Below are 25911 nucleotides of genomic sequence, written 5' to 3' on the forward strand. Positions count from 1 at the left end.
CGCTTATGCCCCCACGCGCAGATCGCGACGGGCGTTGAGGTAGTCGGCCGCAGTAATCGCCTTGCCACCTTCCCGCTGCAGCACACGCAGGCGCAGTGCGCCCTGGCCACAGGCGATGTCGATGCCATCGCGGCTGGCCGCCAGCACCGTGCCCGGCGCCTGGCCGTGGGCCTCATCCAGCGCCACCGCGCCATGGATGCGCACCCGCTCGCCAGCCAGCGTCGCCTCGGCGATCGGCCACGGATTGAAGGCGCGCACGGTGCGTGCCAGCGCCTCTGCATCCAGCGCCCAGTCCAGACGGGCCTCGGCCTTGTCCAGCTTGTGCGCGTAGGTCACGCCCTGCTCCGGCTGCGGCCGCGCGATCGGCTTGATGCCGGCCCGCAGCAGGCCCAGGCCGTCGGACAGCACCTGCGCGCCCAGTTCCGCCAGCTTGTCATGCAGCTGGCCACCGGTATCGGTGGCCGCGATCGGCAGCTCCTGGTGCAGCAGCACCGGGCCGGTATCCAGGCCGGCCTCCATCTGCATCAGGCAGACGCCGGTCTTCGCATCGCCGGCCTGGATCGCGCGCTGGATCGGCGCGGCACCGCGCCAGCGCGGCAGCAGCGAGGCATGCACGTTCCAGCAGCCGTGGGTCGGAATGGCCAGCACCGCCTTGGGCAGGATCAGGCCATAGGCCACCACCACCATCAGGTCCGGCTGCAGGTCGCGCAGCTGCTGCTGGGCGGCTTCATCCTTCAGCGATTCGGGCTGGTAGACCGGAATGCCACGGGCCACGGCTTCAAGCTTGACCGGCGACGGCGCCAGGCCACGGCCACGGCCGGCCGGACGATCAGGCTGGGTGTAGACGGCCACGACCTCATGGTGGCGCGCAGCCGCGCGCAGCGACGACACCGCGAATTCCGGCGTACCGGCAAAGACAATCCTCATGGCTACCCCACTTGCAGGATGGATTCGTGCAGGAAAGAAAACGGCGCCGTCGGCCGGCGCCGTACAGCCCGCGCGCGTCGCGCAGGCACGGGCCACCCGAAGGGCGGCCCGGATTGGCGATCACGCCACGTGCTTGCGCTGCTTGGCCAGCTTCTTGCGCACCATCTCGCGCTTGAGCGGCGACAGATAGTCGATGAACAGCTTGCCGTCCAGGTGATCCATCTCGTGCTGGATGCAGGTGGCCAGCACTTCGCCGGCTTCCAGCTGCTGTTCCTGGCCGTTGCGGTCCAGGTACTTCACGGTGATGGTATCGGCGCGGGTCACGTCGGCGAAGATGCCCGGAACCGACAGGCAGCCCTCCTGGTACACCCGGCCTCCGTCCTTGGCGACGATTTCCGGGTTGATGAACACATGCGGTTCATTCTTTTCTTCGCTGACGTCGATGACCATGAAGCGCTTGTGCACGTCCACCTGGGTGGCGGCCAGGCCAATGCCCGGGGCGTCGTACATGGTCAGGAACATGTTGTCGATCAGTTCCTGGAAGGCCGGCGTGGTGACTTCGGCGGCTTCGATCAACGCAGCCTTGGTACGCAGGCGCGGATCGGGGAACTCGAGAATGGGGAGAAGGGCCATGGCTGTTTCCGGATAGGGGGCCGGCACGCCGGCATACGTCGCAGATTCTAGCTCCAACGCTTGCCTTGCGCCCCGGTTTCTGGACTATAGTGCGCGGACCTGTTGGGGAATCAGGGCTTCACACCTATGTTGCTTCGTTTTCGTACGGTCGTCGCCGCGGCGATGCTGACCGTGGCTGCCTATGCTACCGCCGTGGAAGTGAATGGCGGGCACCCGGACACCTATGTGGTCCGAAAAGGGGATACGTTGTGGGATATCGCCGCACGTTTCCTGCAGAAGCCGTGGCTGTGGCCGGAGATCTGGCAGGCCAATCCGCAGATCGCCAATCCGCACCTGATCTATCCCGGTGACGTGCTCAGCCTGGCCTATCTGGACCGGGTGACCGTCGCTGCCAAGCCCGGCCCGCGCCAGGAAGCCCCGATCGATGCCATTCCGCTGGCCCAGGTCGAGCCGTTCCTGAAGCAGCTGAGCGTGGTCGACAGCATCGAGCAGCTACCCTACGTGGCCGGCCTGGAAGAAGAACGCCTGCGCGTCACCAGCGGCAGTGCGGTCTACGTGCGCCTGGCCGACGCCCAGCTGGGCCAGCGCTGGGCCGTGGTCCGCCCGACCGTGCGCTACGCCCAGCCCAAGCCGACCGAGGACCTGACCGCCAACGGCGACGTCACCCCCGGCAGCGGCAACCTGTGGCGGGCCTACAACGCCCCCAACCACCGCCGCGGCATACTCGGCTATGAGCTGGCCCAGGTCGCCACCGGCACCATCACCCATGTCGCCGGCGGCAAGGTCGAGGCGTCCACCCTGGTGCTGGACAAGAACGAAGGCGGCCGCGAGGTGCGTGCCGGCGACCGCCTGGTCCCGGTCGAGGCCAAGCCGTACGACCTGCAGTTCGTCCCCCATGTCCCGGCCGCCGGTGTCGAGGGCGTCGATGTGCGCGTGCTGGCCGTTACCGACATGTTCACCGCCGCTGGCCCGCGCGATGTGATCGCGATTTCCGCAGGTCGCGCACAGGGCGTGGACAACGGCACCGTGTTCTCGCTGTGGCGCCCGGGCCGCCACGTGGCGCACCGCATGAAGTACCCCACCTCGTCGCGCATGGACGATTCGCTCAGCACCGGCGCCGGCCGGGTTTCGCTGCCGGACGAATACGCCGCGCACGCCATGGTGTTCCGTACCTTCGACAACGTCAGCTACGCGCTGGTGATGCAGGGCGTGAAGCCGGTACGCGTGGGGTTCAACGCACTGCACCCGGACGCGAAGTAACCAGTCCCGGGTTGCCCGGCCACTGCAGGTAGTGCCGGCCGCTGGCCGGCAGGCACCTCCGGCAAAACCTGACAGCCACATGCGAAGGCGCCCTAGGGCGCCTTTGTTGTATGCGCTCGATAGTGGGGGATGACCAACCAAGCTGACGAGGCGCTGCTGCGCCTGTTGATGGCAGGCGGCGCGCTGGCGCCACGGCGGGCACTGCTGCAGGCCGCAGGCAGCGCGGAGATTGCGATCGCGCAGGGCGCCGCGAACTGGCGCGCGCACGGCTGCACGCCCGAGCAGTGCGCCGCGCTGGAACGCCCGGACACCCGGGCCTGGGCCGCGGCACGGCGCTGGCTGGAAGACGACAACCAGCACCTGCTGGCCTTCACCGATCCGGCATTCCCCCCGCCCCTGCTGGATGTCCCGAACCCACCCCTGGCGCTGTTCATCGCCGGCGACCCCAGCCTGGCCTGGCGCCCGTCGGTGGCGCTGGTCGGCAGCCGCTCGCCGACGCCGGGCGGACGCGCCCTGGCCGCCCGGTTTGCCGGCTGCTTCGTCGAAGCCGGGCTGGCGGTGACCAGCGGCCTGGCGGCAGGCATCGACGCGGCCGCCCACCAGGCCACGCTGGACGCCGGGGGCTGCACCGTGGCGGTGATCGGCACCGGCCCGGACCGGGCTTACCCGGACAGCCACGCCAGGCTGCAGGCCCGGATCGCCACCGAAGGCACGGTGCTCAGCGAGTACCTGCCGGGCACACCGGCACGCCCCGGTCACTTTCCAGCCCGCAACCGCCTGGTGGCCGGGCTGGCGCTGGCGACGGTGGTGGTCGAGGCCGCCCAGCGCTCCGGCGCATTGATCACCGCACGCCTGGCCGCCGAGGCCGGCCGCGAGGTCTGTGCCCTGCCCGGTTCGGTACTCAACCCACGCGCCGCGGGCTGCCACCGGTTGATCCGCGAGGGTGCCGCACTGGTCGAGCGCCCGGAGGAGGTCCTTGAACTGCTGGCGCCCGCCCTTCGCCAGCAGCTGCCGGGCTTGCAATCACGGCTCGCCACCCCGACTGAACAGGCACCGCCGGTACTCCTGCCGGCGCGCTGGGCCGACGACCCTGACTACCAGTGCTTGTGGCGGGCCCTGGACCACAACCCAAGCGGTATGGATTCACTGATCACGCGCTGTGGATTGACGGCGCCCCAGGTGTCCTCCATGCTGCTGGCCATGGAACTGGCGGGAATCGTGGTGTGCGTACACGGCCGCTACTGTCGAACTCCCTAGTTTCTTCACCTCCACAGCGTCGCGCGACGCAGGCCGAGGGGCAATGAAAGAGAGCATCCTGGACGTACTGCTGTACCTGTTTGAACACTATTTCAGCGAAGATGCGGACCTGATCCGTGACCGCGATTCGCTCCAGAACGGCCTGATCCAGGCCGGTTTCAGCCCAACCGAGATCAACAAGGCATTCGACTGGCTCGATGCCCTGGCCGCGCAGCGGCCGAGCGTGGCCCAGGCACGGGTCGATGGCCCCGTGCGCGTCTACCACGGCCCCGAACTGGACAAGCTGGACGTGGAATGCCGTGGTTTCCTGCTGTACCTGGAACAGCACGGCATCCTCGACGCCGACCAGCGCGAGCTGGTGCTGGACCGGGCCATGGCCCTGGACCAGGACGAACTGGACCTGGACGACCTGAAGTGGGTCGTGCTGATGGTGCTGTTCAACCAGCCCGGCTCCGAGGCGGCGTACGCCTGGATGGAGACGCAGATGTTCATGGACGAGCCAGAACCCCTGCACTGACCGTACACTTGGGGGCATAGCGCATTCAGGAGCGTCCCCGTGAGCGAGTGGTTCCATGCAGAAGGCAACCGGCAGCAGGGTCCGCTGCCGGCGGAACAGTTGGTCGAGTTGTTCCGCAACAACCAGATCTCCCTGGACACCCTGGTCTGGCGCGACGGCCTGCCGCAATGGCAGCCGTTGCGCACCGTGGTCGACGAACTCGGCCTGATCGTGCCGGCGCTGGACGCTGCCGCACCGCCGGTGGAACCCGAGCCCGATCCGGAACCGGTGGCACCGCCTCCGCCGCAGCCGCCGGTACTGCCGCCGTCCACGCCCTACACCACCAGTGCATCGGCCACCGCCCTGCCGGCGCCGAAGAAGAAGCTGTCCGGCTGCGCCCTGACCGCCATCATCGGCGGCGGCCTGCTGCTGGTGCTGGTCCCGATCGTGGCCATCCTGGCTGCCATCGCGCTGCCCGCCTACAACGACTACACCGTGCGCAGCAAAGTCGCCAGCGCCGTGGCCGCGCTGCAGCCGCTGAAGGACCAGGTGCAGCATTTCGCCGATGACGAAGGCCGCTGCCCGGGTGCCAATGACGCCGGCTTCCCGGCCCCGGGCGACTTCGCCAACGCGGGCCTGTCGGCGGTGAACATCGGCCGCTTCAACAACGGTCACTGCGGCATCGAAGCAACGCTGGCGGTACCAGGCAAGGGCATCGACGGCGACCTGCTGTGGCTGGAATACGATCGCGACAGCGGCCGCTGGGAATGCAGTGGCGAAAGCAACGACAAGTACCTGCCGCCGACGTGCCGCGGCTGAGCCACGCGCACGCCAGCACCTCCAAGGATGATTCAACAGGGAACATGCAATGACTGAGTGGTACTACGCCGAAGGACAGCAACGCCAGGGCCCGCTGCCGGTCCAGGAGATCCGCCAGCGCTTCCAGCGCGGCCAGTTGAACCTGGACACCCTGGTCTGGCGCGAGGGCATGGCCCAGTGGGCTGCACTGCGCCAGGTGGTCGACGAGCTCGGCCTGCAGACCCTGGCCGATGCCAGCACCGCCACCGGCAGTGGCGGCTTCGACCTGCGTGGCGACTATGCCGCGATCGACAACGGTACGGCGCCACTGCCTGGCACCGGCGCGCTCAGCAGTTCGCCCTACAGCGCCCCTGCGGCGCTCGGCGGCGGCGGCCATGCCCAGCCGGTGATGGGCGGCGAAGTGGTCTACGCGGGCTTCTGGAAGCGCGTGGCGGCCTACATGATCGACTACTTCGTGCTGGCCATCCCCGGCGGCATCATCGGCGCCATCCTCGGTGTGGCGCTTGGTGCCAGCATGGGTGCGGTGGGCAGCGGCGAATCGGCCATCGAAATCGTGGCCCAGCTGGCCAGTGCCCTGATCAACCTGGCCATCGGCATGGCGTACTACACCTGGTTCCATGCCTCGCAGGGCGGTGCCACGCTGGGCAAGATGGCGGTCGGCATCAAGGTCGTGCGCAGCAATGGCGAGCGCCTGACCAAGGCCCGCGCATTTGGTCGCTACTGGGCCGCGGTGCTCAGCACCTTCACCCTCGGCATCGGTTTCCTGATGGCCGCCTTCACCGAGCGCAAGCAGGGCCTGCACGACATGATCTGCGACACCCTGGTGGTCGACCGCTGGGCCTACACCGACCAGCCGCAGCTGCAGCGCCGGGAGCTGGGCACGGTGACCGTGCTGGTGCTCGTACTGACCGGCCTGCTGTCGCTGGTGGGCCTGGCGCTCATGGTGTTCGCGGTTGGCTTCATCGCCAAGATGGCCTCATGAACGGCCATCCTCACGCCTGGCTGCTTGACATGGGCTGGCCGGGCGTGATTCCTCTAATAAGGTGAAACCTGAACGCCCGGCACATTACCGGGCGTTCAGTTTATGGATTTGCCCGTGGCCGCTTCACTAATGCGGCCGTTTGCTCCACCCTAGCGGCCCCTCTCCCCCGGTCCGCCCACAGACCTTTCCTGACATGCCCAAGCACCTGCTCATCGTCGAATCGCCGGCCAAGGCCAAGACGATCAACAAATACCTCGGCAAGGACTACACGGTCCTGGCCTCGTATGGGCACGTGCGCGACCTGATCCCGAAGGAAGGCGCAGTCGACCCGGACAACGGGTTCGCCATGCACTACGACGTGATCGACAAGAACGAAAAGCATGTCGATGCGATCGCCAAGGCCGCCAAGGGCGCCGACGACATCCTGCTGGCGACCGACCCGGATCGCGAGGGTGAAGCGATCAGCTGGCACATCGCCGAGATCCTGAAGGAACGCGGGCTGGTCAAGGACAAGCCGATGCAGCGCGTGGTGTTCACCGAGATCACCCCGCGCGCCATCAAGGAAGCGATCAGCCAGCCGCGCGCGATCGCCAGCGACCTGGTCGACGCCCAGCAGGCGCGCCGCGCGCTGGATTACCTGGTCGGTTTCAACCTGTCGCCGGTGCTGTGGCGCAAGGTCCAGCGCGGCCTGTCCGCCGGCCGCGTGCAGAGCCCGGCGCTGCGCATGATCGTCGAGCGCGAGGAAGAGATCGAAGCCTTCATCGCCCGCGAATACTGGTCGATCGCCGCCGAGTGCGCGCACCCGTCGCAGCACTTCAACGCCAAGCTGATCAAGCTGGACGGGCAGAAGTTCGAACAGTTCACCATCACCGACGGCGACACCGCCGAGGCCGCCCGCCTGCGCATCCAGCAGGCCGCGCAGGGCTCGCTGCATGTCACCGATGTGGCCAGCAAGGAGCGCAAGCGCCGCCCGGCGCCGCCGTTCACCACCTCCACCCTGCAGCAGGAAGCCTCGCGCAAGCTCGGCTTCACCACCCGCAAGACCATGCAGGTGGCGCAGAAGCTGTATGAAGGCGTGGCGATCGGTGACGAAGGCACCGTCGGCCTGATCTCGTACATGCGTACCGACTCGGTGAACCTGTCGCAGGACGCGCTGGCCGAGATCCGCGACGTGATCGCCCGCGACTACGGCATCGCCTCGCTGCCGGACCAGCCGAACACCTACCAGACCAAGTCGAAGAACGCCCAGGAAGCGCACGAAGCGGTGCGCCCGACCTCGGCGCTGCGCACGCCTGCGCAGGTGGCGCGCTACCTGACCGATGACGAGCGCAAGCTGTACGAGCTGATCTGGAAGCGTGCGGTGGCCTGCCAGATGATTCCGGCCACCCTCAACACCGTCAGCGTCGATCTGTCCGCCGGCAGCGAACACGTGTTCCGCGCCAGCGGCACCACCGTGGTGGTGCCCGGCTTCCTGGCCGTGTACGAAGAAGGCAAGGACAACAAGAGCGCCGAAGACGAGGACGAAGGCCGCAAGCTGCCGGCGATGAAGCCCGGCGACCGCGTGCCGCTGGAACGCATCCAGGCCGAACAGCATTTCACCCAGCCGCCGCCGCGCTACACCGAAGCGGCGCTGGTGAAGGCGCTGGAAGAGTACGGCATCGGCCGTCCCTCGACCTACGCCTCGATCATCCAGACCCTGCTGTTCCGCAAGTACGTGGAAATGGAAGGCCGCAGCTTCCGCCCGTCCGACGTCGGCCGCGCGGTGTCCAAGTTCCTGTCCAGCCACTTCACCCGGTACGTGGACTACGACTTCACCGCCAAGCTGGAAGACGAGCTCGACGCCGTCTCGCGTGGCGAAGAAGAGTGGATCCCGCTGATGGCCCGCTTCTGGGAGCCGTTCAAGGAGCTGGTGGAAGACAAGAAGGAATCGGTCGACCGTGCCGAGGCCAGTGGCGCGCGCGAGCTCGGCACCGACCCCAAGACCGGCAAGCCGGTCAGCGTGCGCCTGGGCCGCTTCGGGCCCTATGCGGCCATCGGCAGCACCGCCGAGGACGCCGAGGAGAAGCCGAAGTTCGCCTCGCTGCGCCCCGGCCAGTCGATGCACACCATCTCCCTGGAAGACGCGCTGGAACTGTTCCTGATGCCGCGCGCGCTGGGTGAGGACAAGGGCGAGCCGGTCAGCGTCGGCATCGGCCGCTTCGGCCCGTTCGCCAAGCGCGGCAGCACCTATGCCTCGCTGAAGAAGGAAGACGACCCGTACACCATCGACCTGGCCCGCGCCGTGTTCCTCGTCGAAGAGAAGGAAGAGATCGCGCGCAACCGGATCATCAAGGAGTTCGAGGGCAGCGACATCCAGGTGCTGAACGGCCGTTTCGGCCCGTACATCAGCGACGGCAAGATGAACGGCAAGATCCCCAAGGATCGCGAGCCGGCCTCGCTTACCCTGGCCGAAGTGCAGCAGCTGATGGAAGAAACCGGCAAGCCGGTGCGCAAGGGCTTCGGCGCCAAGAAGGCTGCCGCGAAGAAGGCCCCGGCAAAGAAGGCCGCGGTGAAGAAGGAAGCGGCGCCGAAGAAGGCCGCTGCAAAGAAAGCGCCTGCCAAGAAGGCCCCGGCAAAGAAAGCGGTGAAGAAGGCTGCTGCGAAGAAAGCCTCGGCGAAGAAGGCCGCTGCAAAGAAGTAGATCCACGCCATGCGTGGATGAGGGTCAAGGTGTGCGGACTAACGGTCCGCACCCACCATAAGCAGTCATTACCTACCGCTGATGCCGGCCAGCGGCCGGCACTACCGTGTGCCAGGGTCCACCCCTTCTGCACGCGGCAGGGGGATAATGAAGGCCCACGCCGGGCCGGTCGCCGCCATGAAAGAACTCACCCTGGACTCTGCTGTCGCCACGCTCCGCGCGGGCGGCGTGATCGCCTACCCGACCGAAGCGGTCTGGGGCCTGGGCTGTGATCCCTCGCACGAAGCTGCGGTGCACATGGTGCTGCGGCTGAAGCAGCGCCCGATCGAGAAAGGCATGATCCTGGTCGCGGCCGAACTGGCGCAGCTGGAAGGCTGGGTGCGACTGCAGGCGCTGCCCGACGCCCGCCAGCGCGCGGTGCTGGCCAGCTGGCCCGGTGCCAACACCTGGATCCTGCCTGCCGGCCCGCGCGCGCAGCCCTGGGTCACCGGCGAACACAGCGGTATCGCGGTGCGCATCAGCGCGCACCCGCTGGTGGCCGAACTCTGCCGCGCCTGGGGCGGCCCGCTGGTCTCCACCAGTGCCAACCTGGCCGGCGAACCACCAGCGCGCAGCCGCGAAGAACTGGACCCGCGCCTGCTGCGCCTGCTCGACGGCATCCTCGATGGGCAGACCGGCGGCCTGGCCCAGCCCACCCCGATCCGCGACGCGCTCAGCGGCAACGTGCTGCGCTCCTGAGCCGGCGATTGCGCTGCTGCGGACAATCACGCACCCTGCCGCCATGACCCTGCTGCGCGCCACCTTGAGCCTGTGCCTGCTGCTGCCGTGGACGGCACCCGCGGCCGAGGACGTGCGTGTCTACCGCTGCGTTGCCAGCAACGGTGCCGTCGCCCTGCAGGACAGGCCGTGCAACAGCGGCCGCCAGCAGGTGCGCGACCTGCAGCGCCCGCGCGATCCCGCTCCACGGGTGGTGCGCAGTGATGCCACGCCTCCGCCGCCCAGCGAAACCCCGGTCATCCGCGAGCGCGAAGTCCGCCACGTCTACATCCAGCCGCCGCAGCCGATGTACGAGTGCGTGAGCGAGGACGGACGGCGCTATACCAGCGACAACAACGAAGGCAATCCGCGCTGGGTGCCACTGTGGACCAGTGTCTGGCTGCCGCACGGCCATCGTGGTCCAGCCTATCCCGGACCACGCCCGGCCATCGGCACGCCGATCGGCGAAGGCACGGGTTATCGCCGCCCCTCGATCGGCATGGACGTGCAGGTGCCGGCCGGCAGCGTGCTGGTCCGCGACAGCTGCCATGCGTTGCCACCACAGGAAGTCTGCGCACGGCTGAGTGACCGCCGCTGGGAGCTGGATCGCCGTTACAACAGCGCGCTGCAGAGTGAACGCACCGCCATCAGCAACGAACAGCGCGGTATCGATGCGCGCCTGTCGCGCGATTGCGAACGCTGAGCGCAGCACGCCGTCGCAGCCTGTACGCTGTGCGCATGAACCGAGTGATCTGGCTGCTCCTGGTGCTGCTGCCCGGAAGCGCGTTGGCCGAAGAGGGCGTGATCTACCGCTGTACCTCCAGCAGCAGTGACGTCCCTACCCTGCAGCGCACGCCGTGCGCCACCGGCAGCAAGCAGCAGGTGCTGCGCATCCCCGACCCGGCCAACTCGCAGGCGGCCGCCGCTGCGCCTGTAGCCGCCGAACCTGCATCCGCGCCCGTTGAAACACCCGCGCCGGTGCCGGCCGGACCGGCTGTTGCCCCTGCGGCCCCAGCAAAACCGCGACGCGCGGACGAAGGACGCACGATCATGGAAGCAGGCATGGTCGAACACGCAGGAGACGACCAGATCCTCGACAGCGCGACGCTGCGCCGCGATGCCGAGGCCCGCGCCGCCGCAGGTGACGGTCCACCGAAGCCGCCGCTTCCTCCGATCTTCCAGTGCACCGACAGCCAGGGCGGCGGCTACCTGTACGAGTACGAAGCCGCGCCCGGCCGCTGCGAGCTGATGACGGTACAGGGCCTTGGCGGAGTGACGCCGGTGAATGCCGCCAGCTGTGAAGTGGTGCGCGACCACTGCGAAGCGCTTCCCGAAGCGCAGCGCTGCGGTGGTTGGCAGCAGCGCTTCCGCGATGCCCGCGGCCGTGAGCGCTTCGCCGCGCCGGAGAACCGCGATACCGTGCGCGGTGAACGCGAACGGCTGCAGGGCGTGCTGGAGGCCAGCAACTGCCCGGTACCGGGGTGACAGCCACCGGTAGTGCCGGCCGCTGGCCGGCAACCACAGGATCTGCAGATGATTGCAGTTGCCGGCCAGCGGTCGGCACTACCTGCTGAAAGATCAGAACCCGTAGCGCAGGAAACCGCCGTCCACCGCGATGCACTCGCCGGTCACATAGCCGGCCGCCGGCAGGCACAGGAAGCCCACGGCTGCGGCCACTTCCTCCGGCTCGCCGATACGACGCATCGGCGTGCGGTTGATCACTTCCTCGTAGTAGTCCGGGTCCGCCAACGGACCGGACGTGCGCCGCGTGCGGATGTACCACGGCGCCACCGCGTTGACCCGGATGCCATCCTCGGCCCACTCGACGGCCAGGTTGCGGGTCATCTGATGCATCGCCGCCTTGGTCATGCCGTAGACCACGCCGCTGCGCACATGGGTCAGGCCGGACACGCTGCCGACGTTGACGATGGATGACGACGCGTGGCGTGCCAGCAACGGATGTGCATAGCGCGACAGCTCGAAGGCCGAGAACAGGTTGGTCTCGAAGATCTTCCGCCATTCGTCCTCGGAATACTCCGTGGCCGCCTTGGTGACATTGCCGCCGGCGTTGTTGACCAGGATGTGCAGGCCATCACTATGGTCCTCCACCCAGTCCAGGATCTGGCGGCGGTCCTCGTCGTCTGAGACATCGGCGGCCAGCGCATGCACCTGCATCTGCGGATACACGTCCAGCAGTTCGTCGCGCGCGGTCTCCAGCATGTCGATATCACGGCCGACGATCATCAGATCGGCGCCGAAGCCAGCCAGTTCATGCGCGATGGCCAGGCCGATGCCGGCGCTGGCGCCGGTGATCAGGGCGGTCTGGCCGTCCAGGCGCCACCGTTGCTGGGTCATGTGTTCTCCCGGGCCGCGCCCGCTGTGTTTCGATGCGGCAAGGATACGCGCTCACGGCCGCCCCCTGCCGAGGATGCGACACTGCCCGCACGCCCATCACGGAGTGCCGCCATGCGCATCCTGATCCTGTCCACGTCCCTGCTGGCCACCGCGCTGCTGGCGGGCTGCCAGCGCCCACCGGCGCCGAACCCGGAAAAGCCACCGGTGCCCCGGGCGATGTCGCGCGCAATCAACGAACCGCTGGACCGCGCCAAGGGCGTGCAGAAGACCGTGGACGATGCCGCCGCGCGTGAGCGCAAGGCGGAAGCCGACGCGACGCAGTAACCCCGCAGACGAAAACGCCCGGCCGAGGCCGGGCGCTTCCAGTAGATCCACGCCGTGCGTGGATGGCCTCCGATCAGAACCCGCAGAAGCAGTACGCCAGCGCCTTCACCGGCGTGCCGTTGCCCTTCTCGCGGGCCGCGTTCTCGACAAATCGCAGCTGCGTATCCACTTCGGGCATCGTGCGCGCCAGCACCATCCGCGCCATGCCCGAGTCGGACAGCATCCAGGCACCTGCACGGCTGCCGGCGAAACCGCTGACGAACTGCGCGAACGGCGTTGCCGCCTTCTCGATGTAACGCACGCGGTAGGCATCAGCCTTGCCCAGCTTGGCGCGGCTGGCGGCATCGGCCACCGCATCCTTCAGGCCACCGAAGGCATCGACCAGGCCACGTTCCTTGGCCTGCGCACCGCTCCACACGCGTCCACGGGCCACTTCGTCGACGGCCTCGACCGGCTTCTTGCGGGCGTCGGCGACGCGACCGGTGAAGTCGGCGTAACCCTTGTTGATCACCGACTGGATGACCTGGCCCACGGCCGGATCCATCGGGCGGGTGACATCGAACGCACCGGCGAAACGGGTGGTGCCGACACCGTCGGTGTGCACGCCGATCTTGTCCAGCGCGCGGCTGAAGTTCGGCACCATGCCGAAGATGCCGATCGAACCGGTGATGGTCGACGGATCGGCATAGATGCGATCGGCATTCATGCTGATCCAGTAGCCACCGGAGGCGGCCAGGTCGCCCATCGACACCACCACCGGCTTGCCGGCGGCCTGCAGGGCCACCACTTCGCGGCGGATCTGCTCGGAGGCGAACACTTCACCACCCGGCGAATCCACGCGCAGCACCACGGCCTTCACGTTCTCGTCGTCACGCGCGGCACGCAGCAGCGCCGAGGTCGATTCGCCACCGATGCGGCCGGCCGGCAGGTCGCCACCGCTGATTTCGCCGGCAGCCACCACCACCGCCACCTGCGGACGGCTGTCGACCGGGTTGCGGCGCGCATCGAGCTGGCCCAGGTAGGAGCCGAAGTCGATGTTGCGGAAACCACCGTCGGCATCGTCGTCAGCCACGCCGCGCTCGATCATCAGATCCTCGAATTCCTCGCGGGTCTTCAGCGACGTCACCAGCTTCTGCTGCAGGGCGAACTTGGCCAGGTCACCACCGGCAGCGGCGATGCCTTCCGGCAGCGTGTCGATGCCGGCAGCCAGCTGTGCCGGATCCAGGCGGCGGGCCTTGGCGATGTCGCCCAGGTAGCGCTGCCACACGTCGTTCATCCAGAACAGGTCAGCTTCCTTGGAGGCCGGCGAAGCGGCGTCGAGCACGTAGGGTTCGGCGGCGGACTTGTACTCGCCCACCTTGAACAGGTGCACGTCCACACCCAGCTTGTCCTGCAGGCCGGTGCGGAAGTACTGGCGATAGCGGCCCAGGCCCTCGAGCACCACCGACCCCATCGGGTCCAGGTAGACCTCGTCGGCCTGTGCGGCCAGCAGGTACTGCGACTGGCCCATGCTCTCGCTGTAGGCCACCAGCTGCTTGCCGGACGCACGCAGGTCCTGCAGTGCCGCGGCCACTTCACGCAGCGAAGCGAAGCCCGACGGCTGCAGCTTGTCCAGCTCCAGCACCACGCGCTCGATCTTCTTGTCTTCCTTGGCCGACTCGATCACCCGCAGCAGGTCGCGCAGCTGGATCTCTTCGGCACCGTTGTCGCCCACCGCCTTGGCCAGCGCGCGGCTGACCGGGTCAGCGCTGAACTGCTCGACCAGGCGGCCTTCCGGCGCGATCACCAGGGTCGTGCGGTCCTGCAGCGATTTGCTGGCACCGGCGCCCATGCCGGCGGCGATGACGAACATCACCAGCAGCAGGAACAGCAGGCCGAAGAACACCAGGTTGAGGATCAACCGGCGGGTGAAGTTCATGACGTCCCACAGCCCGATGAAGAAACTGGCGACGGGGTTGCGACGCGCCGGGGGCAGCGGGGGCACGGGTTGATTCATGGAACGCTCCGGATGGCTTCTTGCCGTGGTGCCAGCATAGCCGGTGCCGTGTGATGCGGCATCGGACACAAGTCAGGGGATCGCCCGCCATGGGTCGGCAGGGCGGGCGGGACGATCAGGACAACATCGATTGGCCGATGCGCAGGCTGCTGCGACGCAGGCGCCAGCCCATCAGGATGGCGGCGGCGGTCAGGCCGACGATCAGGCCGATCCACATGCCCTGCGGGCCCATGCCCAGGCCCAGGCCGAGCCCGGCGCCGAGCGGCATGCCCAGGCCCCAGTACGCGAACATGGCGATGAACATCGGCACGCGGGTGTCCTTCAGCCCGCGCAGCGCGCCGGCCGACAGCACCTGGATGCCATCCGGGAACTGGAAGGTGGCCGCGTACAGCAGCAGGGTGGAGGCCAGGCCGGCCACCGCCAGGTCGTTGGTGTAGACACCGACGATGGCGTCATGGCCGAACAGCAGCACCGCTGCCGACAACGTCTGCGTACCCATGATGATCGCGTAGCCGGCCCAGGCCGCGCGCCGCACGCCGAAGCCATCGCCACGACCGACCGCATGGCCGACGCGCACGGTGGTGGCCTCGGCCACGCCCATCGGGATCATGAAGCACAGCTGGGCGACGTTGATCGCAATCTGGTGCGCGGCCGCTTCATTGGCACCAAGGCGGCCGATCAGCAGCGCGGTGACGATGAACAGGCCGCCCTCCATCAGCACGGTGATGCCGATCGGCAGGCCAGTGCGCAGCAGGTCCCAGATCGCCTTCCAGCGCGGTCCTTCGAAGTGCGAGAACAGCTGCAGGTGGGCAAAGCGCTTGGTGAACCACAGGTAGGTGGCGAAGGCGATCGCCTGCAGCCACATCATCACCGCCGAAGCGATGCCCAGGCCCTCGGCGCCCATTTCCGGGAAGCCGAGCTTGCCGTTGGCCAGCACGTAGCCCATCGGTGCCAGCACCAGCAGGCCACCGAAGCCGAGCAGCATGGTCGGCAGCGTCCAGTGCATGCCCTCGCTGAGATAGCGCATGCAGAAGTACAGGGTCAGCGCAGGTCCGCCCCAGCGCACCGCGTGCAGGAACGCGGTGGCCCCCGGCACGATGTCCGGTGCGATGCCGAACGCAGGCAGCAGCGGCGGCACCACGGTGAGGAAGGTGAACATGATCAGGCCCAGGCCCAGCGCCAGCCACAGTGCCTGGCGGAACAGCGGGCCGATCTCGCGCTCGCGGCCAGCGCCATGCAGCTGCGACACCGAGGCGGTGAGTGAGATCAGGGTGCCGATCGGGATCAGCATCGGCAGCCACAGCAGGGCGGTGCCGATGGTCACCGCGGCCAGGGTCGCCGTGGCGTGGTGGCCGGCAATGACATTGTCGACGAAGGAGATCAGACCGGTGGACACATGCCCGAGCACAAGCGGCAGGGCGAGCAGACCGGTAGCGCCGACTTCCTTGCTGAAGCGCGGCGTGGAGGTTGCAGTAGACATAAGGTGCTTGACGCGAACTACGGTTGCGCGCGAAGGGCACAGGCACCGGGTTGCGGGCCGCCATCTTACGCGTGCAGCGCGCGCATTCCCATGACATGGCGTGAATGCTGGGTTCCGGCAGGCCCCGGCATCACGCGTTGCGATCACGTTACGAACAGAAAAAGGGGACGGAGGGGATTAAGTCGTTTCAAGCCCGACTGTGCCGAATACGACTTAATCCCCTCCGTCCCCTTTTCTTTCTACTGCCCGGCCTGGCGCTTGAGCCAGGTATCGCGCTCGGCCGGCGGCACCGCGAGGAACGCGCCGCGGACCTTGTCGCGCTCCTGCGGTGGCGTGCGCTGTGCCACCAAGGTCAGTTGGGCCAGCTGCGCCGGGCTGAGCTGGCGCAGCACGGCCAGCGCGGCCTCGCGCTGTTCCGGCGGCACGAAGCCGAACAGGCCGTGCAGCTTGGGGAACTCCAGGCCCAGCTGCGGGCCCAGCCGCCAGCCTTCGCGGAAGGCCTGGTCCTGCGCCTGGAACTGCTGGCGCAGGCGCTGCTGCTGGTCGGCCGGCAACGCATTGAATCGCGCAGCGGCCTGACGGATCCGCTCACGCTCGCCCTCCGGCAATGCCCGCCATGCGGCGTAGTCGGCGCGGCGCTGGCGCTGCTGCTGGGCATCGAGCTGGGCGAACGCAGCGGGCGTCGTACCTGTGGTGGCCGGGGCCGCCGGTGAACTGCCCGGCACTGGCGGCGGCAGCGGCACGTTCAAGGTCTGCGGCGCGGCGGACAGCGACAACGGCAGGGCCAGCAGCAGGCTGGCGAATACGGTCTTATTCATCGGCAGCAGCGGTTTCCAGCGTGGCGCTGGCCGGCTCCGGCCGACTCGGCTTGGATTGCGACTCGTCCACCGGCAGCGGGCCGCCCGCGGCGGTCCATGCATACAGATCGGCATCGGCCACCAGCGGATAGTCGCGGTCGGCCAGCATCGTGGCGTCGTCCGTCGCCTGCGCAGGGGTCGCGTCCGGCGTGGCATTGACCTTGCTCGGCGGCAGTGCTTCCACCGTGACGGGACCCGCCTCACCAACCACGCCTTCCGGCAGCGGTGCGTCGCTGCCGAACGAATGTCCCTGCCAATGGCGCCAGCCCAGCGCGGCGGCCAGCAGTACCACCACGGTTATCAGCAGGATCAACGGACCGCGCCAGCGCGGCTTGGCATTGGCGCGGCGGCGCTTGCCAGTGGCTGCAGCCCGCTCGTCGCGCTGCGGGGTGCGCCAGCTGGAGGTCGGCGCTTCACTGCTGTTCGTCGGTGCGGCCGGCTGTTGCAGCTGCTGCAGGCGTTTGACGGGCAGATCGCGGATGCGCAGCTGCACCTGTTCGGCCAGCTGGCGCCAGGCCGAGGCGTCGGGCTGGCCGTGCGCGTCACGCGGGCAGGCATCGGCCAGCAACTGCTGGTAGCCGGCTTCGTCCTGGTCGAGCACGCGCGTGGCGATACCTTCATCCAGGCTGCCGCCCACCCGCAGCAACAGCGCCAGGCGCGGCAACGGTCCCATCTGGCCCAAGGCGGCAAGCGGCGGCTCCCACTGGCCGCCCACCGGCTCACGCAGCGCTTGGCGCTGGCCCAGCAGGGTCCAGAAGCGGGTTGGCCACTGCGCCATCGGCAGGTCACTGGCGACCGCCGCAAACGCGCGCATCACCGCCACCAGGGTCTGTTCGGCCCGGGCAGCATCGCCGCACTGCAGTTCAGCCACCACCAGGGCGCGGCGTTCAACGCCTCGCAGGAACGCCGACAGCGCGCCGGCCGCGGTCGAGGAAACAGGGGCGGGCACAGCCGTCATCGATCACTCCAAAGGTCTGCCCGCATGATAGCGGCAGGCCATCGGCGCCCGTAGGACTTGCGCCCACAGGCACTTCGTGCTGCAGGTTGTGCACAGCACCACGCTGCCTGCGCAGGAAACTGTGGCATCCAGCTGAATTCACTCTGTTTCAGCATTGTTTCACACTTAACTCATTGATTTTGATGGATTTTAAAGTATGGCGATTTTTTGACCAACCCGAGCGTGAGGCCGTCGCCATCGGCCTCCTGCGCGCCCGCCGACCGGTAACGCACAGCGTTATCCACAGAACATGTGGATAAGACTGAATCTCCAATGGACACCGATATTTAGGTGACATTTATGATTCAACGGACCCCGCCCCGCCGCCGCCCACTCCGCCATTCGCGCGCGCATGGCCCGGTACACTGGCCCGATGCTTTCACCGATTCCGACCCTGCAGGTCGCCCTGCCCGTCCCCCTGCCCCGCCTGTTCGACTACCTGTCGCCGGAGGGCGTGGCCCCCACGGTTGCGGTCGGCTGCCGCCTGAAGGTGCCGTTCGGCAACCGTGAGCTGGTCGGTGTGGTGGTGGGACACGGCCAGACCGACGACGGCCAGGGACTCCGCCAGGCGTTGGCCTGGTGCGACCCGCAGCCGCTGCTGCAGGGTGAGCTGTGGCAGAGCCTGCAGTGGCTGGCGCGCTACACCCACGCGCCGTTGGGCGAAGTACTCAGCACTGCCCTGCCCGGCCCGCTGCGCCACGGCGAGGCCCTGCCCGACACCCATCACTGGGGCTGGCAACTGACACCCGAAGGCCATGCCCAGCGCGGGAAGCTGCGCGCCGGCAGCCGCCCGCGGCAGCTGGCCGAACTGCTGGCCGAGGCCGTGGTGGATGAAGACGTACTGGGCGAACGCATGGAGGACTGGCGCACCGCCGCACGCAGTCTGGCCAAGCGTGCACTGGCCGAGCGCGTGGCGATGACGGTGGCACCGCAGCATGCGCAGCCGCTGCCCGGGCCCACGCTCAACCCGGACCAGGCCGAGGCCGTGACTGCGATCAACGCCGCCGACGGCTTCCAGCCTTTCCTGCTGGATGGCGTGACCGGCAGCGGCAAGACCGAGGTCTACCTGCAGGCGATCATCCATTGCCTGGCACAGGGCAGGCAGGCGCTGGTGCTGGTGCCGGAAATCGGCCTGACTCCGCAGACCCTGGCACGCTTCCGCGGCCGCCTCGGCATCGCCGTGCATGCGCTGCATTCGGGCTTGAACGATAACGAGCGCGCTCGCGTCTGGGCAGCCGCCTCACGTGGTGAAGCACGGGTCATTGTCGGCACCCGCTCGGCAGTGTTCACGCCGCTGCCGCAGGCCGGTCTGCTGATCATCGACGAGGAACATGACGGCAGCTACAAGCAGCAGGACGGCATCCGCTACCACGCGCGCGATTTCGCCCTGGTGCGCGCCAAGGCGCTCGGCATTCCCGTGCTGCTCGGCAGTGCCACGCCCTCGCTGGAAACACTGCACAACGCCTATGCCGGGCGCTACACCCACCTGCGCCTGAAGCAGCGTGCCGGCGATGCACGACCACCGCGCGTGCGCATCCTTGATGTGCGCAAACGGCCATTGCACGATGGCCTCTCGGCCGATGTTCTGGCCGGCATCGGCGAGCACCTGCAGCGTGGCCAGCAGGTGCTCGTGTTCAAGAACCGCCGTGGCTACGCACCGGTGCTGCTGTGCCACGACTGCGGATGGACCGCGCCGTGCCAGCGCTGCGATGCACCGATGACCGTGCATGGTGGCGGCCGCCGGCTGCAGTGCCACCACTGCGGTGCGCGGCAACCGGCGCCGCTGGCATGCCCGGCCTGCGGCAGCCTGGCGCTGCAGCCGCAGGGCATCGGCACCGAACGCCTGGAAGAGCACCTCACCGCCGCCTTCGCCGATTTTCCGGTGGTGCGCATCGACCGCGGCACCACCTCACGACGCGACGCACTGGAACAGCAGCTGGCGAGGCTGGGCGACCAACCCGGCATCCTGGTCGGCACGCAGATCCTGGCCAAGGGCCACGACCTGCCGAAGCTGACACTGGTGGTGGTGGTGGGCATCGACGAAGGGCTGTTCTCGGCCGACTTCCGTGCCAGTGAAAAACTGGCACAGCAGCTGATCCAGGTCGCTGGCCGCGCCGGCCGTGCACGCGATCCCGGCGAGGTCTGGCTGCAGACCCATCACCCCGGGCATCCGCTGCTGGAAACCCTGGTGAGCGGTGGCTACCACCTGTTCGCGCAGGCCGAGTTGAACCAGCGCCAGGCCGCCGGATTCCCGCCGTTCGCGCATCTGGCACTGATGCGCGCCGAGGCACAGCAGGTCGAGCATGCCAATGCGTTCCTGCTGGCGGCGCGGCAACTGCTGGGGGAACAGAATGTGGTCGAGGCCTACGGGCCGATGCCGGCGCCAATGCCGCGGCGTGCCGGCTACCAGCGCACCCAGCTGCTGCTGTCCGCGCTGCAGCGGCCACCGCTGCATGGCGTGCTGGCCCAGCTGGTGCCGCAGCTGTATGCGCTGCCGGAGGCACGCAAGGTGCGCTGGTCGCTGGATGTGGATCCGACGGATCTGTATTGAGGGCGCTGCCCAATGCTGCGTAGAGTCGAGCTTGCTCGACTGCCGTGCGCCAGAAACAGTCGAGCAAGCTCGACTCTACCGTCGGTCCGTATGGACCCGACGGATCTGTATTGAGGCAGACGAACGCTAGCGCCGGGCCATGCCCGGCGGTCCTCCGCATACCACGCTCGCCGGGCATGGCCCGGCGCTACCCCTCAGGTCAGCGGCGACATCACGCCGCGCTGGTAGGCCGGGCGTTCGCGCAGGCGGGCGTACCAGTCGGCCAGGTGCGGCAGGTCCGGGCGCTGGATGGGCAGTTCGAACCAGGCATAGATCAGCGAGCCCAGCGGGATGTCACCCATCGCGAACGTCTCGCCCGACAGCCACGGCTGTCTGGCCAACGTGGCATCGGCCATCGCCAGGTAGTCACCGGCACGCACGATGGCGGCATTGATGCGCGCTTCGTCGCGGTCAGCTGGGGCGGTGCGCATGATGCCCCAGATCAGGTCGGTGTACAGCGGCGCCATGCGCGAGGTGCTCCAGTCCATCCACTTCTCGGCCTGGGCGCGTTCCATCGGGTCTTCGGCGTACAGCGTGCCCAGCGCGTAGCGCGCGCTCAGGTAGCGCACGATGGCATTCGATTCCCACAGCGGCAGGCCATGGTCTTCGATCACCGGCACCAGGCTGTTGGGATTCATCGCCAGGTACTCCGGCGTCTGCGTGCCGCCATGGCTGCCACCAACCTCGATGGATTCGTACGGCAGGCCGATTTCCTCGGCGCACCACAGCACCTTGCGGACGTTGCTGGAATTGCGGCGGCCCCAGATCTTCAACATGCGGGTTTTTCCTTGCTGGCAATGCGAGCGGCAACGATACGCCTGATCGGAGTGGGTGTGTGGGTGGCGGATGTGGAATCGGGCATCTGCGCGCTGCCGGCCAGCGGCCGGCACTACCGGTTTTTCTTCGGCAGCGCGCGCACGTAGGAGGACTTGCCGTCCTTCTTCAGCTCGAACAGCCCGATCGCCGCCAGCAGGTCACTGAGCTTGCCGTAGCCGTAGTTGCGCGGGTCGAACGACGCCTGGTTGCCGATCTGGCTGCCGACCGGGCCAAGGTGCGACCAGCCATCCTCGCCCTCGGCCGAGGACACCGCACGGCGCAGCATCTTCACCAGCCGCGTATCGCTGCGCATTTCCGCGCCGCTCTTGCGTGGACGCGCATCGTCGTTGGCCACGGGCTCGTTCGATGCCTGTTCGCTGGACGCCTGTTCGGTATCCGGCACGCTGGCATGGGTCTGGCCCAGCGCTTCCAGATAGGTGAACTTCGAACACGCATTGACGAATGGTTCCGGCGTTTTCTTCTCGCCGAAGCCATACACCTTCACGCCATCGGTCAGCAGGCGCATCACCATCGGGGTGAAATCGGCATCGCTGGACACGATCGCGAAGCCATCCAGATTGCGCGCGTACAGCAGGTCCATGGCATCGATCACCATCGCCATGTCCGACGCGTTCTTGCCTTTGCTGTAGGCGAACTGCTGGATCGGGCGGATCGCGTACTCGTGCAGCACCGCCTCCCATCCCTTCAACCGTGGGCTCTTCCAGTTGCCATAGGCGCGGCGCACGTTGGCCACGCCGTAGCGGGCGACTTCAGCCAGGACCTCGTCGATCTTCGAGGCCGGCGCGTTGTCGGCGTCGATCAACAGGGCGATGCGCTTTTCCGGTTCGCTCATGGGCTCCTCACGGGCGGTTGCCTGAACCCGAGTATCGCCGATCCATGCGGGCGCTGACGTGACAGGGCGCCATCGTGCGAAGATGCCAGGCGCTTCCCCCAATGCCCCCACTGGAGTGAGTCGATGAGTCGCGAGCGCGTTCCCCATCTGGTCGTTGTCGGCGGCGGTTTTGCCGGCCTCTGGGCCACCCGTGCCCTGGCCCGCGAGCGCATACGCATCACCCTGGTCGACCGCCGCAACCACCATCTCTTCCAGCCACTGCTGTACCAGGTGGCCACCGCCGGCCTGTCCGCGCCGGACATCGCCGCGCCGCTGCGCCACATCCTCGGCCACCAGCGCAATGTGGAAGTCCGCCTCGGCGAAGTGGTGACCATCGACAAGCAGGCCCGGCAGATCCGCATGGCCGATGGCAGCACGCTGGACTACGACAGCCTGCTGCTGGCTACCGGCGCCACCCACGCCTACTTCGGCAACGACCAATGGGCCGATGATGCGCCCGGGCTGAAGACGCTGGACGATGCCATCGCACTGCGCCGCAAGCTGCTGCTGGCGTTCGAGCGCGCCGAGGCCGAGCCGGACCCGGCGAAGAAAGCGGCGTGGTTGAGCTTCGCCGTGGTCGGCGGCGGCCCCACCGGTGTTGAACTGGCCGGCACCCTGGCCGAAATCGCGCGGCATACGCTGCGCAACGAGTTCCGCCATATCGACCCGGCCAGCGCCAAGGTGCGGCTGGTCGAAGCCGGCCCGCGCGTGCTGTCTTCGTTCCCGGAAGTGCTTTCGCTGAAGGCACGGCGGCAACTGGAAAAACTGGGCGTGGAAGTATTGACCGGTACCCCGGTGAGCGACATCGACAGCCAGGGCTTCAAGCTCGGCGATCAGTTCGTGCCGGCCCGCACCGTGGTCTGGGCCGCCGGCGTGGCCGCTTCACCGCTGGCGCGCACCCTGGACGTGCCACTGGACCGCGCTGGACGCGTGCAGGTGCAGCCGGACCTGACCCTGCCCGACCACCCCGAGCTGTTCGTGGCCGGCGATCTGGCCGCACTGAATCAAGCCAATGGCAAGCCGGTGCCCGGCGTCGCGCCCGCCGCCAAGCAGATGGGCAAGTACGTGGCCGAGGTGATCCGCGCGCGTCTGCATGGCAAGGCCGCACCGGGGCCGTTCAAGTACGCCGACTTCGGCAACCTGGCCACCATCGGCCGCATGGCCGCGATCGTGCACCTGGGCCGGCTGCAACTCTCGGGCGTCCTCGCCTGGTGGTTCTGGCTGGCCGCACACGTGTTCTTCCTGATCGGCTTCCGCAACCGCATCGTGGTGCTGCTGAACTGGGCCGTGGCGTACTGGAGCTACCAGCGCAGCGCGCGCATCATCTTCGGTGATGACCAGGAAGACCGGCGACCGAGGCGCTAGGGCCGAAGACGGACACGGGTTCTCTGCCTGGGAGTAGATCCACGCCATGCGTGGATGAATGTCTGTCCAGGCCGCATGGAGCTCAGCCACGCATGGCGTGGCTCTACTGCCTCATCAGGCCGCCGGGCACTCGCCGTTTCGACCAAACCCGGCAGAGGTCTTCCTTTCTCGCAGTACCGGCAATTGAAAGCCAAGCTCTACCTGCGGCACGCATCGCTCTACCGCGCCTTCGGTTTCGGGTACCACAGCGCGTTGACGATGACCCAGCGCTGGTCGAAGCGCCCCATGTGGAAGTAGTCGACGAACCACGGCGTTTCCAGCCGTACCGAGGCCGCGTTGCCGGTCACGTCCAGCACCGTGCAGCGGCGGTCCCATTGATCCTTCGGGGTCTTCAGCGCGCCCTGCTTCGTCAACGAGACCAGCTCTTCCTTCGACATGCGGCGCAGGCCCAAGCGTTCGTCGGGTGTATCGCCGAGGACCGCGCGCTTGGCCAGGTCCGAGTGCAGGGAGCGGGCGACGCGCTGCGGGTCGGCCTCCAGCTGGCCGTCGACGTAATCGTGGCAGGTGGCTTCGATGGCCGCGATGGTGGCCGGGTCGGCGGCAGGGCTCGTTGCTGCGGAAAGAGCGAACAGCAGGGCAATCGTGGACATCCGGGTCTCCGGCTCTGGGCGCGGGGCGATCATCGCATGGGCAAGCCGCATCCACGCATGGCGTGGATCTACTGCATCAGGCCCATTTCGTCGACGCTCAGCTGCATGTACAGGAACGCGGCCGCTTCGTCGGTCATCGGCTGGCCCTGCGGGAAACTGTCGAGCCAGGCGGAGATGCGCGCATGCCGATGCTTCAGCGCATCAGCTATCGCGCGCTTTTCCGCGTCGGTGGCATGTTCCCGCATCTCATCGCGCAGCAGGTCATCGCCGATGCCCCATTTTTCGGCCAGCGGGATCAGGTCGACCAGATCGGGCGGCACCTGGTCGCGGCGCAGGTGGATGGGCTCGGGCGTGTCCGGGCCGCGCTGTGCGGCCAGTTCGGCGGCGCTGCCGATCTGCCCGTGCTGCAGCGGTGGCGGAGTCTGGGCGCAGGCCGACAGGGGGATACAGAACGTCAACATCAGCATCCAGCAGGATTTCATCGGACCGCTTCCTGTGTCGATGGATGTGGCGATGATGGCATGGCCCAGCACACCATCCACGCATGGCGTGGATCTACAGGACCGGGGCCTGCAGCCAGGCCAGCTTGCGTTCGCGCGGCTGCTGCTTGAGCTGCCACTCGGCCCGCGAGGCGGCGGCCCGGTCCGGGTACTCGCGCACGGCCAGCACGCGCAGCGGCGGCCGGGCCCGGGTGTAGCGCGCGCCCTTGCCGGCCTGGTGGGCGGCGAAGCGCGCGTCCACGTCGGTGCTGATGCCGGCGTAATAGCTGCCATCGCGGCATTCGAGCAGGTACAGGAACCACGGGCGGAGGGACGGGGCCATGCCCGGATTATGCCGTGCTGCACTGCAGCGGATATACTGGCGCCCGAATGCAGGAGAGAGGCGCCGCGCTGGCGCCCGCCGAAGGCGCAGGCTCCCATGATCGCTCAGGCCGGTGGGCTGGAATCCCACCAACCATGCATTCGACTCGCCGAGCTGGAGAGAGGTCACCGGGCACGCCCGGGACGATCCGCCGAAGGGGCACGCGGCCTACGCCGCTGAACTCTCAGGCAAAAGGACAGCGGGAGCGGCACCGGTCATCGTCATCCCGTCATTGCGCAGGCAGTGGCGGTAGCCGCGCATGGCCGGCCCCACCGCGCCCGGAGCCTGTCCCATGCTGCTGTCCATCATCTACCTGATCGCCATTTCCGCCGAAGCCATGACCGGCGCGCTGTCCGCCGGCCGCCGCCGCATGGACCTGTTCGGTGTGGTCATGATCGCCTGCGTTACCGCCCTCGGCGGCGGATCACTGCGCGACATCCTGCTCGGTCACTATCCGCTCGGCTGGGTGAAGCATCCCGAGTACCTGGGCTTCACCGTGTGTGCGGCGCTGATCGCCACCTGGGTCGCACGCTGGATGCACCACTTCCGCCGCACCTTCCTGGTGCTCGATGGCCTGGGCCTGATCGCCTTCACCCTGATCGGCTGTTCGATCGCGCGCGAGGCCGGCCATGCCATGCCGATCGTGCTGATCGCCGGCATGCTGACCGGCGCCTTCGGCGGCGTGCTGCGCGACATTCTCTGCAACGAGGTGCCGCTGATCTTCCAGAAGGAGCTGTACGCGATCATCGCGCTGCTGACCGGCGCGGCCTACCTGTTGCTGCTGCACTGGGGCGTGGCCGACGCCACCGCGATCCTGTGCTGCCTCGGCGGCGGCTTCGCGCTGCGCCTGCTGGCGATCCACTACCGCTGGGAAATGCCGAAGTTCGTCTATCACGACGAAGTGCATTGATTGTTTGT

General features: G+C 67.9%; 25 protein-coding genes and 2 riboswitches. Of the genes, 13 read left to right on the plus strand and 12 right to left on the minus strand.

All coding sequences use genetic code 11. The features are described 5' to 3' along the window. Positions 1-3: 3 nt before the first annotated feature. A complete protein-coding gene (gene fmt, locus ACZK3J_RS20170) occupies positions 4-927 on the minus strand; it encodes a methionyl-tRNA formyltransferase (RefSeq protein ID WP_049461966.1) in 924 nt (307 codons plus the stop codon). Positions 928-1047: 120 nt separating this feature from the next. Beyond that, on the minus strand, positions 1048-1560 hold the full coding sequence (def, locus tag ACZK3J_RS20175; RefSeq protein ID WP_008267110.1) for a peptide deformylase: 513 nt from the start codon (positions 1558-1560) through the stop codon (positions 1048-1050). A gap of 126 nt (positions 1561-1686) precedes the next feature. Here def and ACZK3J_RS20180 point away from each other — a divergent pair, with 126 nt between their 5' ends. From ACZK3J_RS20180 to ACZK3J_RS20220, 9 genes are all read left to right on the plus strand, one after another. Beyond that, positions 1687-2820 carry a LysM peptidoglycan-binding domain-containing protein gene (locus ACZK3J_RS20180; RefSeq protein WP_032128553.1) on the plus strand — a complete coding sequence of 378 codons (1134 nt, stop codon included), beginning with the start codon at positions 1687-1689 and terminating at the stop codon, positions 2818-2820. Between the two features lie 129 nt (positions 2821-2949). Next, positions 2950-4077: a DNA-processing protein DprA gene (gene dprA, locus ACZK3J_RS20185; RefSeq protein WP_049461965.1), complete on the plus strand. Its 1128-nt coding sequence runs from the start codon at positions 2950-2952 to the stop codon at positions 4075-4077. A gap of 43 nt (positions 4078-4120) precedes the next feature. Continuing rightward, a complete protein-coding gene (locus ACZK3J_RS20190) occupies positions 4121-4594 on the plus strand; it encodes a DUF494 family protein (RefSeq protein WP_005411195.1) in 474 nt (157 codons plus the stop codon). Between the two features lie 39 nt (positions 4595-4633). Beyond that, a complete protein-coding gene (locus ACZK3J_RS20195; protein WP_049461964.1) occupies positions 4634-5392 on the plus strand; it encodes a pilin in 759 nt (252 codons plus the stop codon). 49 nt (positions 5393-5441) lie between these two features. After that, positions 5442-6374 carry an RDD family protein gene (locus ACZK3J_RS20200; RefSeq protein WP_049461963.1) on the plus strand — a complete coding sequence of 311 codons (933 nt, stop codon included), beginning with the start codon at positions 5442-5444 and terminating at the stop codon, positions 6372-6374. 193 nt (positions 6375-6567) lie between these two features. After that, a complete protein-coding gene (locus ACZK3J_RS20205; protein ID WP_049461962.1) occupies positions 6568-9054 on the plus strand; it encodes a DNA topoisomerase I in 2487 nt (828 codons plus the stop codon). A gap of 147 nt (positions 9055-9201) precedes the next feature. Beyond that, positions 9202-9792 carry an L-threonylcarbamoyladenylate synthase type 1 TsaC gene (gene tsaC / locus ACZK3J_RS20210; RefSeq protein ID WP_019338925.1) on the plus strand — a complete coding sequence of 197 codons (591 nt, stop codon included), beginning with the start codon at positions 9202-9204 and terminating at the stop codon, positions 9790-9792. A 43-nt stretch (positions 9793-9835) separates the two neighbouring features. Then, entirely contained in the window at positions 9836-10513 is a 678-nt protein-coding gene (locus tag ACZK3J_RS20215) for a DUF4124 domain-containing protein (protein WP_049401000.1), read from the plus strand. Between the two features lie 35 nt (positions 10514-10548). Further along, complete coding sequence (locus ACZK3J_RS20220) at positions 10549-11295, plus strand: hypothetical protein (RefSeq protein WP_049461961.1); 747 nt, start codon at positions 10549-10551, stop codon at positions 11293-11295. Between the two features lie 93 nt (positions 11296-11388). Here the strand turns inward: ACZK3J_RS20220 and ACZK3J_RS20225 are convergent, their stop codons facing one another. After that, on the minus strand, positions 11389-12165 hold the full coding sequence (locus ACZK3J_RS20225; protein WP_049461960.1) for an SDR family oxidoreductase: 777 nt from the start codon (positions 12163-12165) through the stop codon (positions 11389-11391). Between the two features lie 111 nt (positions 12166-12276). On the opposite strand from ACZK3J_RS20225, the gene ACZK3J_RS20230 reads away from it, so the two are divergent. Then, positions 12277-12489, plus strand: a complete 213-nt coding sequence (locus tag ACZK3J_RS20230; protein WP_049400999.1) for a hypothetical protein — start codon at positions 12277-12279, stop codon at positions 12487-12489. 73 nt (positions 12490-12562) lie between these two features. Here ACZK3J_RS20230 and sppA read toward each other — a convergent pair whose 3' ends face one another. The 4 genes from sppA to ACZK3J_RS20250 all read right to left on the minus strand — a co-directional run bounded on the left by sppA (position 12563) and on the right by ACZK3J_RS20250 (position 17780). Continuing rightward, positions 12563-14485: a signal peptide peptidase SppA gene (gene sppA / locus ACZK3J_RS20235; protein ID WP_049400998.1), complete on the minus strand. Its 1923-nt coding sequence runs from the start codon at positions 14483-14485 to the stop codon at positions 12563-12565. 115 nt (positions 14486-14600) lie between these two features. Beyond that, the gene (locus ACZK3J_RS20240) at positions 14601-15965 is read right to left on the minus strand and encodes an MATE family efflux transporter (protein ID WP_032129679.1); all 1365 of its coding nucleotides are present in this window, start codon (positions 15963-15965) and stop codon (positions 14601-14603) included. Between the two features lie 239 nt (positions 15966-16204). Next, positions 16205-16783 (minus strand): DUF3106 domain-containing protein, encoded by a 579-nt coding sequence (locus tag ACZK3J_RS20245; protein WP_049423404.1) that lies wholly within the window; start codon positions 16781-16783, stop codon positions 16205-16207. Further along, positions 16776-17780, minus strand: coding sequence for a hypothetical protein (locus tag ACZK3J_RS20250; RefSeq protein WP_032129681.1), 1005 nt, complete (start codon positions 17778-17780; stop codon positions 16776-16778). The genes ACZK3J_RS20245 and ACZK3J_RS20250 overlap by 8 nt, the downstream gene beginning before the upstream one ends. A 412-nt stretch (positions 17781-18192) precedes the next feature. Here ACZK3J_RS20250 and ACZK3J_RS20255 point away from each other — a divergent pair, with 412 nt between their 5' ends. Further along, positions 18193-20370, plus strand: a complete 2178-nt coding sequence (locus ACZK3J_RS20255) for a primosomal protein N' (RefSeq protein ID WP_049461959.1) — start codon at positions 18193-18195, stop codon at positions 20368-20370. A 194-nt stretch (positions 20371-20564) separates the two neighbouring features. Here ACZK3J_RS20255 and ACZK3J_RS20260 read toward each other — a convergent pair whose 3' ends face one another. After that, positions 20565-21185, minus strand: coding sequence for a glutathione S-transferase family protein (locus tag ACZK3J_RS20260; RefSeq protein WP_049461958.1), 621 nt, complete (start codon positions 21183-21185; stop codon positions 20565-20567). A 113-nt stretch (positions 21186-21298) separates the two neighbouring features. Beyond that, the gene (locus ACZK3J_RS20265) at positions 21299-22078 is read right to left on the minus strand and encodes an NYN domain-containing protein (RefSeq protein WP_010481148.1); all 780 of its coding nucleotides are present in this window, start codon (positions 22076-22078) and stop codon (positions 21299-21301) included. Positions 22079-22201: 123 nt separating this feature from the next. Here ACZK3J_RS20265 and ACZK3J_RS20270 point away from each other — a divergent pair, with 123 nt between their 5' ends. Further along, positions 22202-23482, plus strand: a complete 1281-nt coding sequence (locus ACZK3J_RS20270; protein ID WP_049461957.1) for an NAD(P)/FAD-dependent oxidoreductase — start codon at positions 22202-22204, stop codon at positions 23480-23482. A gap of 218 nt (positions 23483-23700) precedes the next feature. On the opposite strand, the gene ACZK3J_RS20275 is transcribed toward ACZK3J_RS20270, so the two are convergent. From ACZK3J_RS20275 to ACZK3J_RS20285, 3 genes are all read right to left on the minus strand, one after another. Next, positions 23701-24132, minus strand: coding sequence for a nuclear transport factor 2 family protein (locus ACZK3J_RS20275; RefSeq protein ID WP_049461956.1), 432 nt, complete (start codon positions 24130-24132; stop codon positions 23701-23703). 68 nt (positions 24133-24200) lie between these two features. After that, positions 24201-24614: a hypothetical protein gene (locus ACZK3J_RS20280; RefSeq protein WP_049461955.1), complete on the minus strand. Its 414-nt coding sequence runs from the start codon at positions 24612-24614 to the stop codon at positions 24201-24203. A gap of 73 nt (positions 24615-24687) precedes the next feature. Next, entirely contained in the window at positions 24688-24954 is a 267-nt protein-coding gene (locus tag ACZK3J_RS20285; RefSeq protein ID WP_005419660.1) for a GIY-YIG nuclease family protein, read from the minus strand. Positions 24955-24994: 40 nt separating this feature from the next. After that, positions 24995-25084: riboswitch (glycine riboswitch) on the plus strand. A gap of 13 nt (positions 25085-25097) precedes the next feature. Beyond that, positions 25098-25201, plus strand: a riboswitch (glycine riboswitch). Positions 25202-25285: 84 nt separating this feature from the next. Between ACZK3J_RS20285 and ACZK3J_RS20290 the strand changes: the two genes are divergently transcribed. Beyond that, positions 25286-25903, plus strand: coding sequence for a trimeric intracellular cation channel family protein (locus tag ACZK3J_RS20290; protein WP_005411215.1), 618 nt, complete (start codon positions 25286-25288; stop codon positions 25901-25903). Positions 25904-25911: the final 8 nt, after the last annotated feature.

This window comes from Stenotrophomonas sp. 86428_Sma (genome assembly GCF_056481585.1).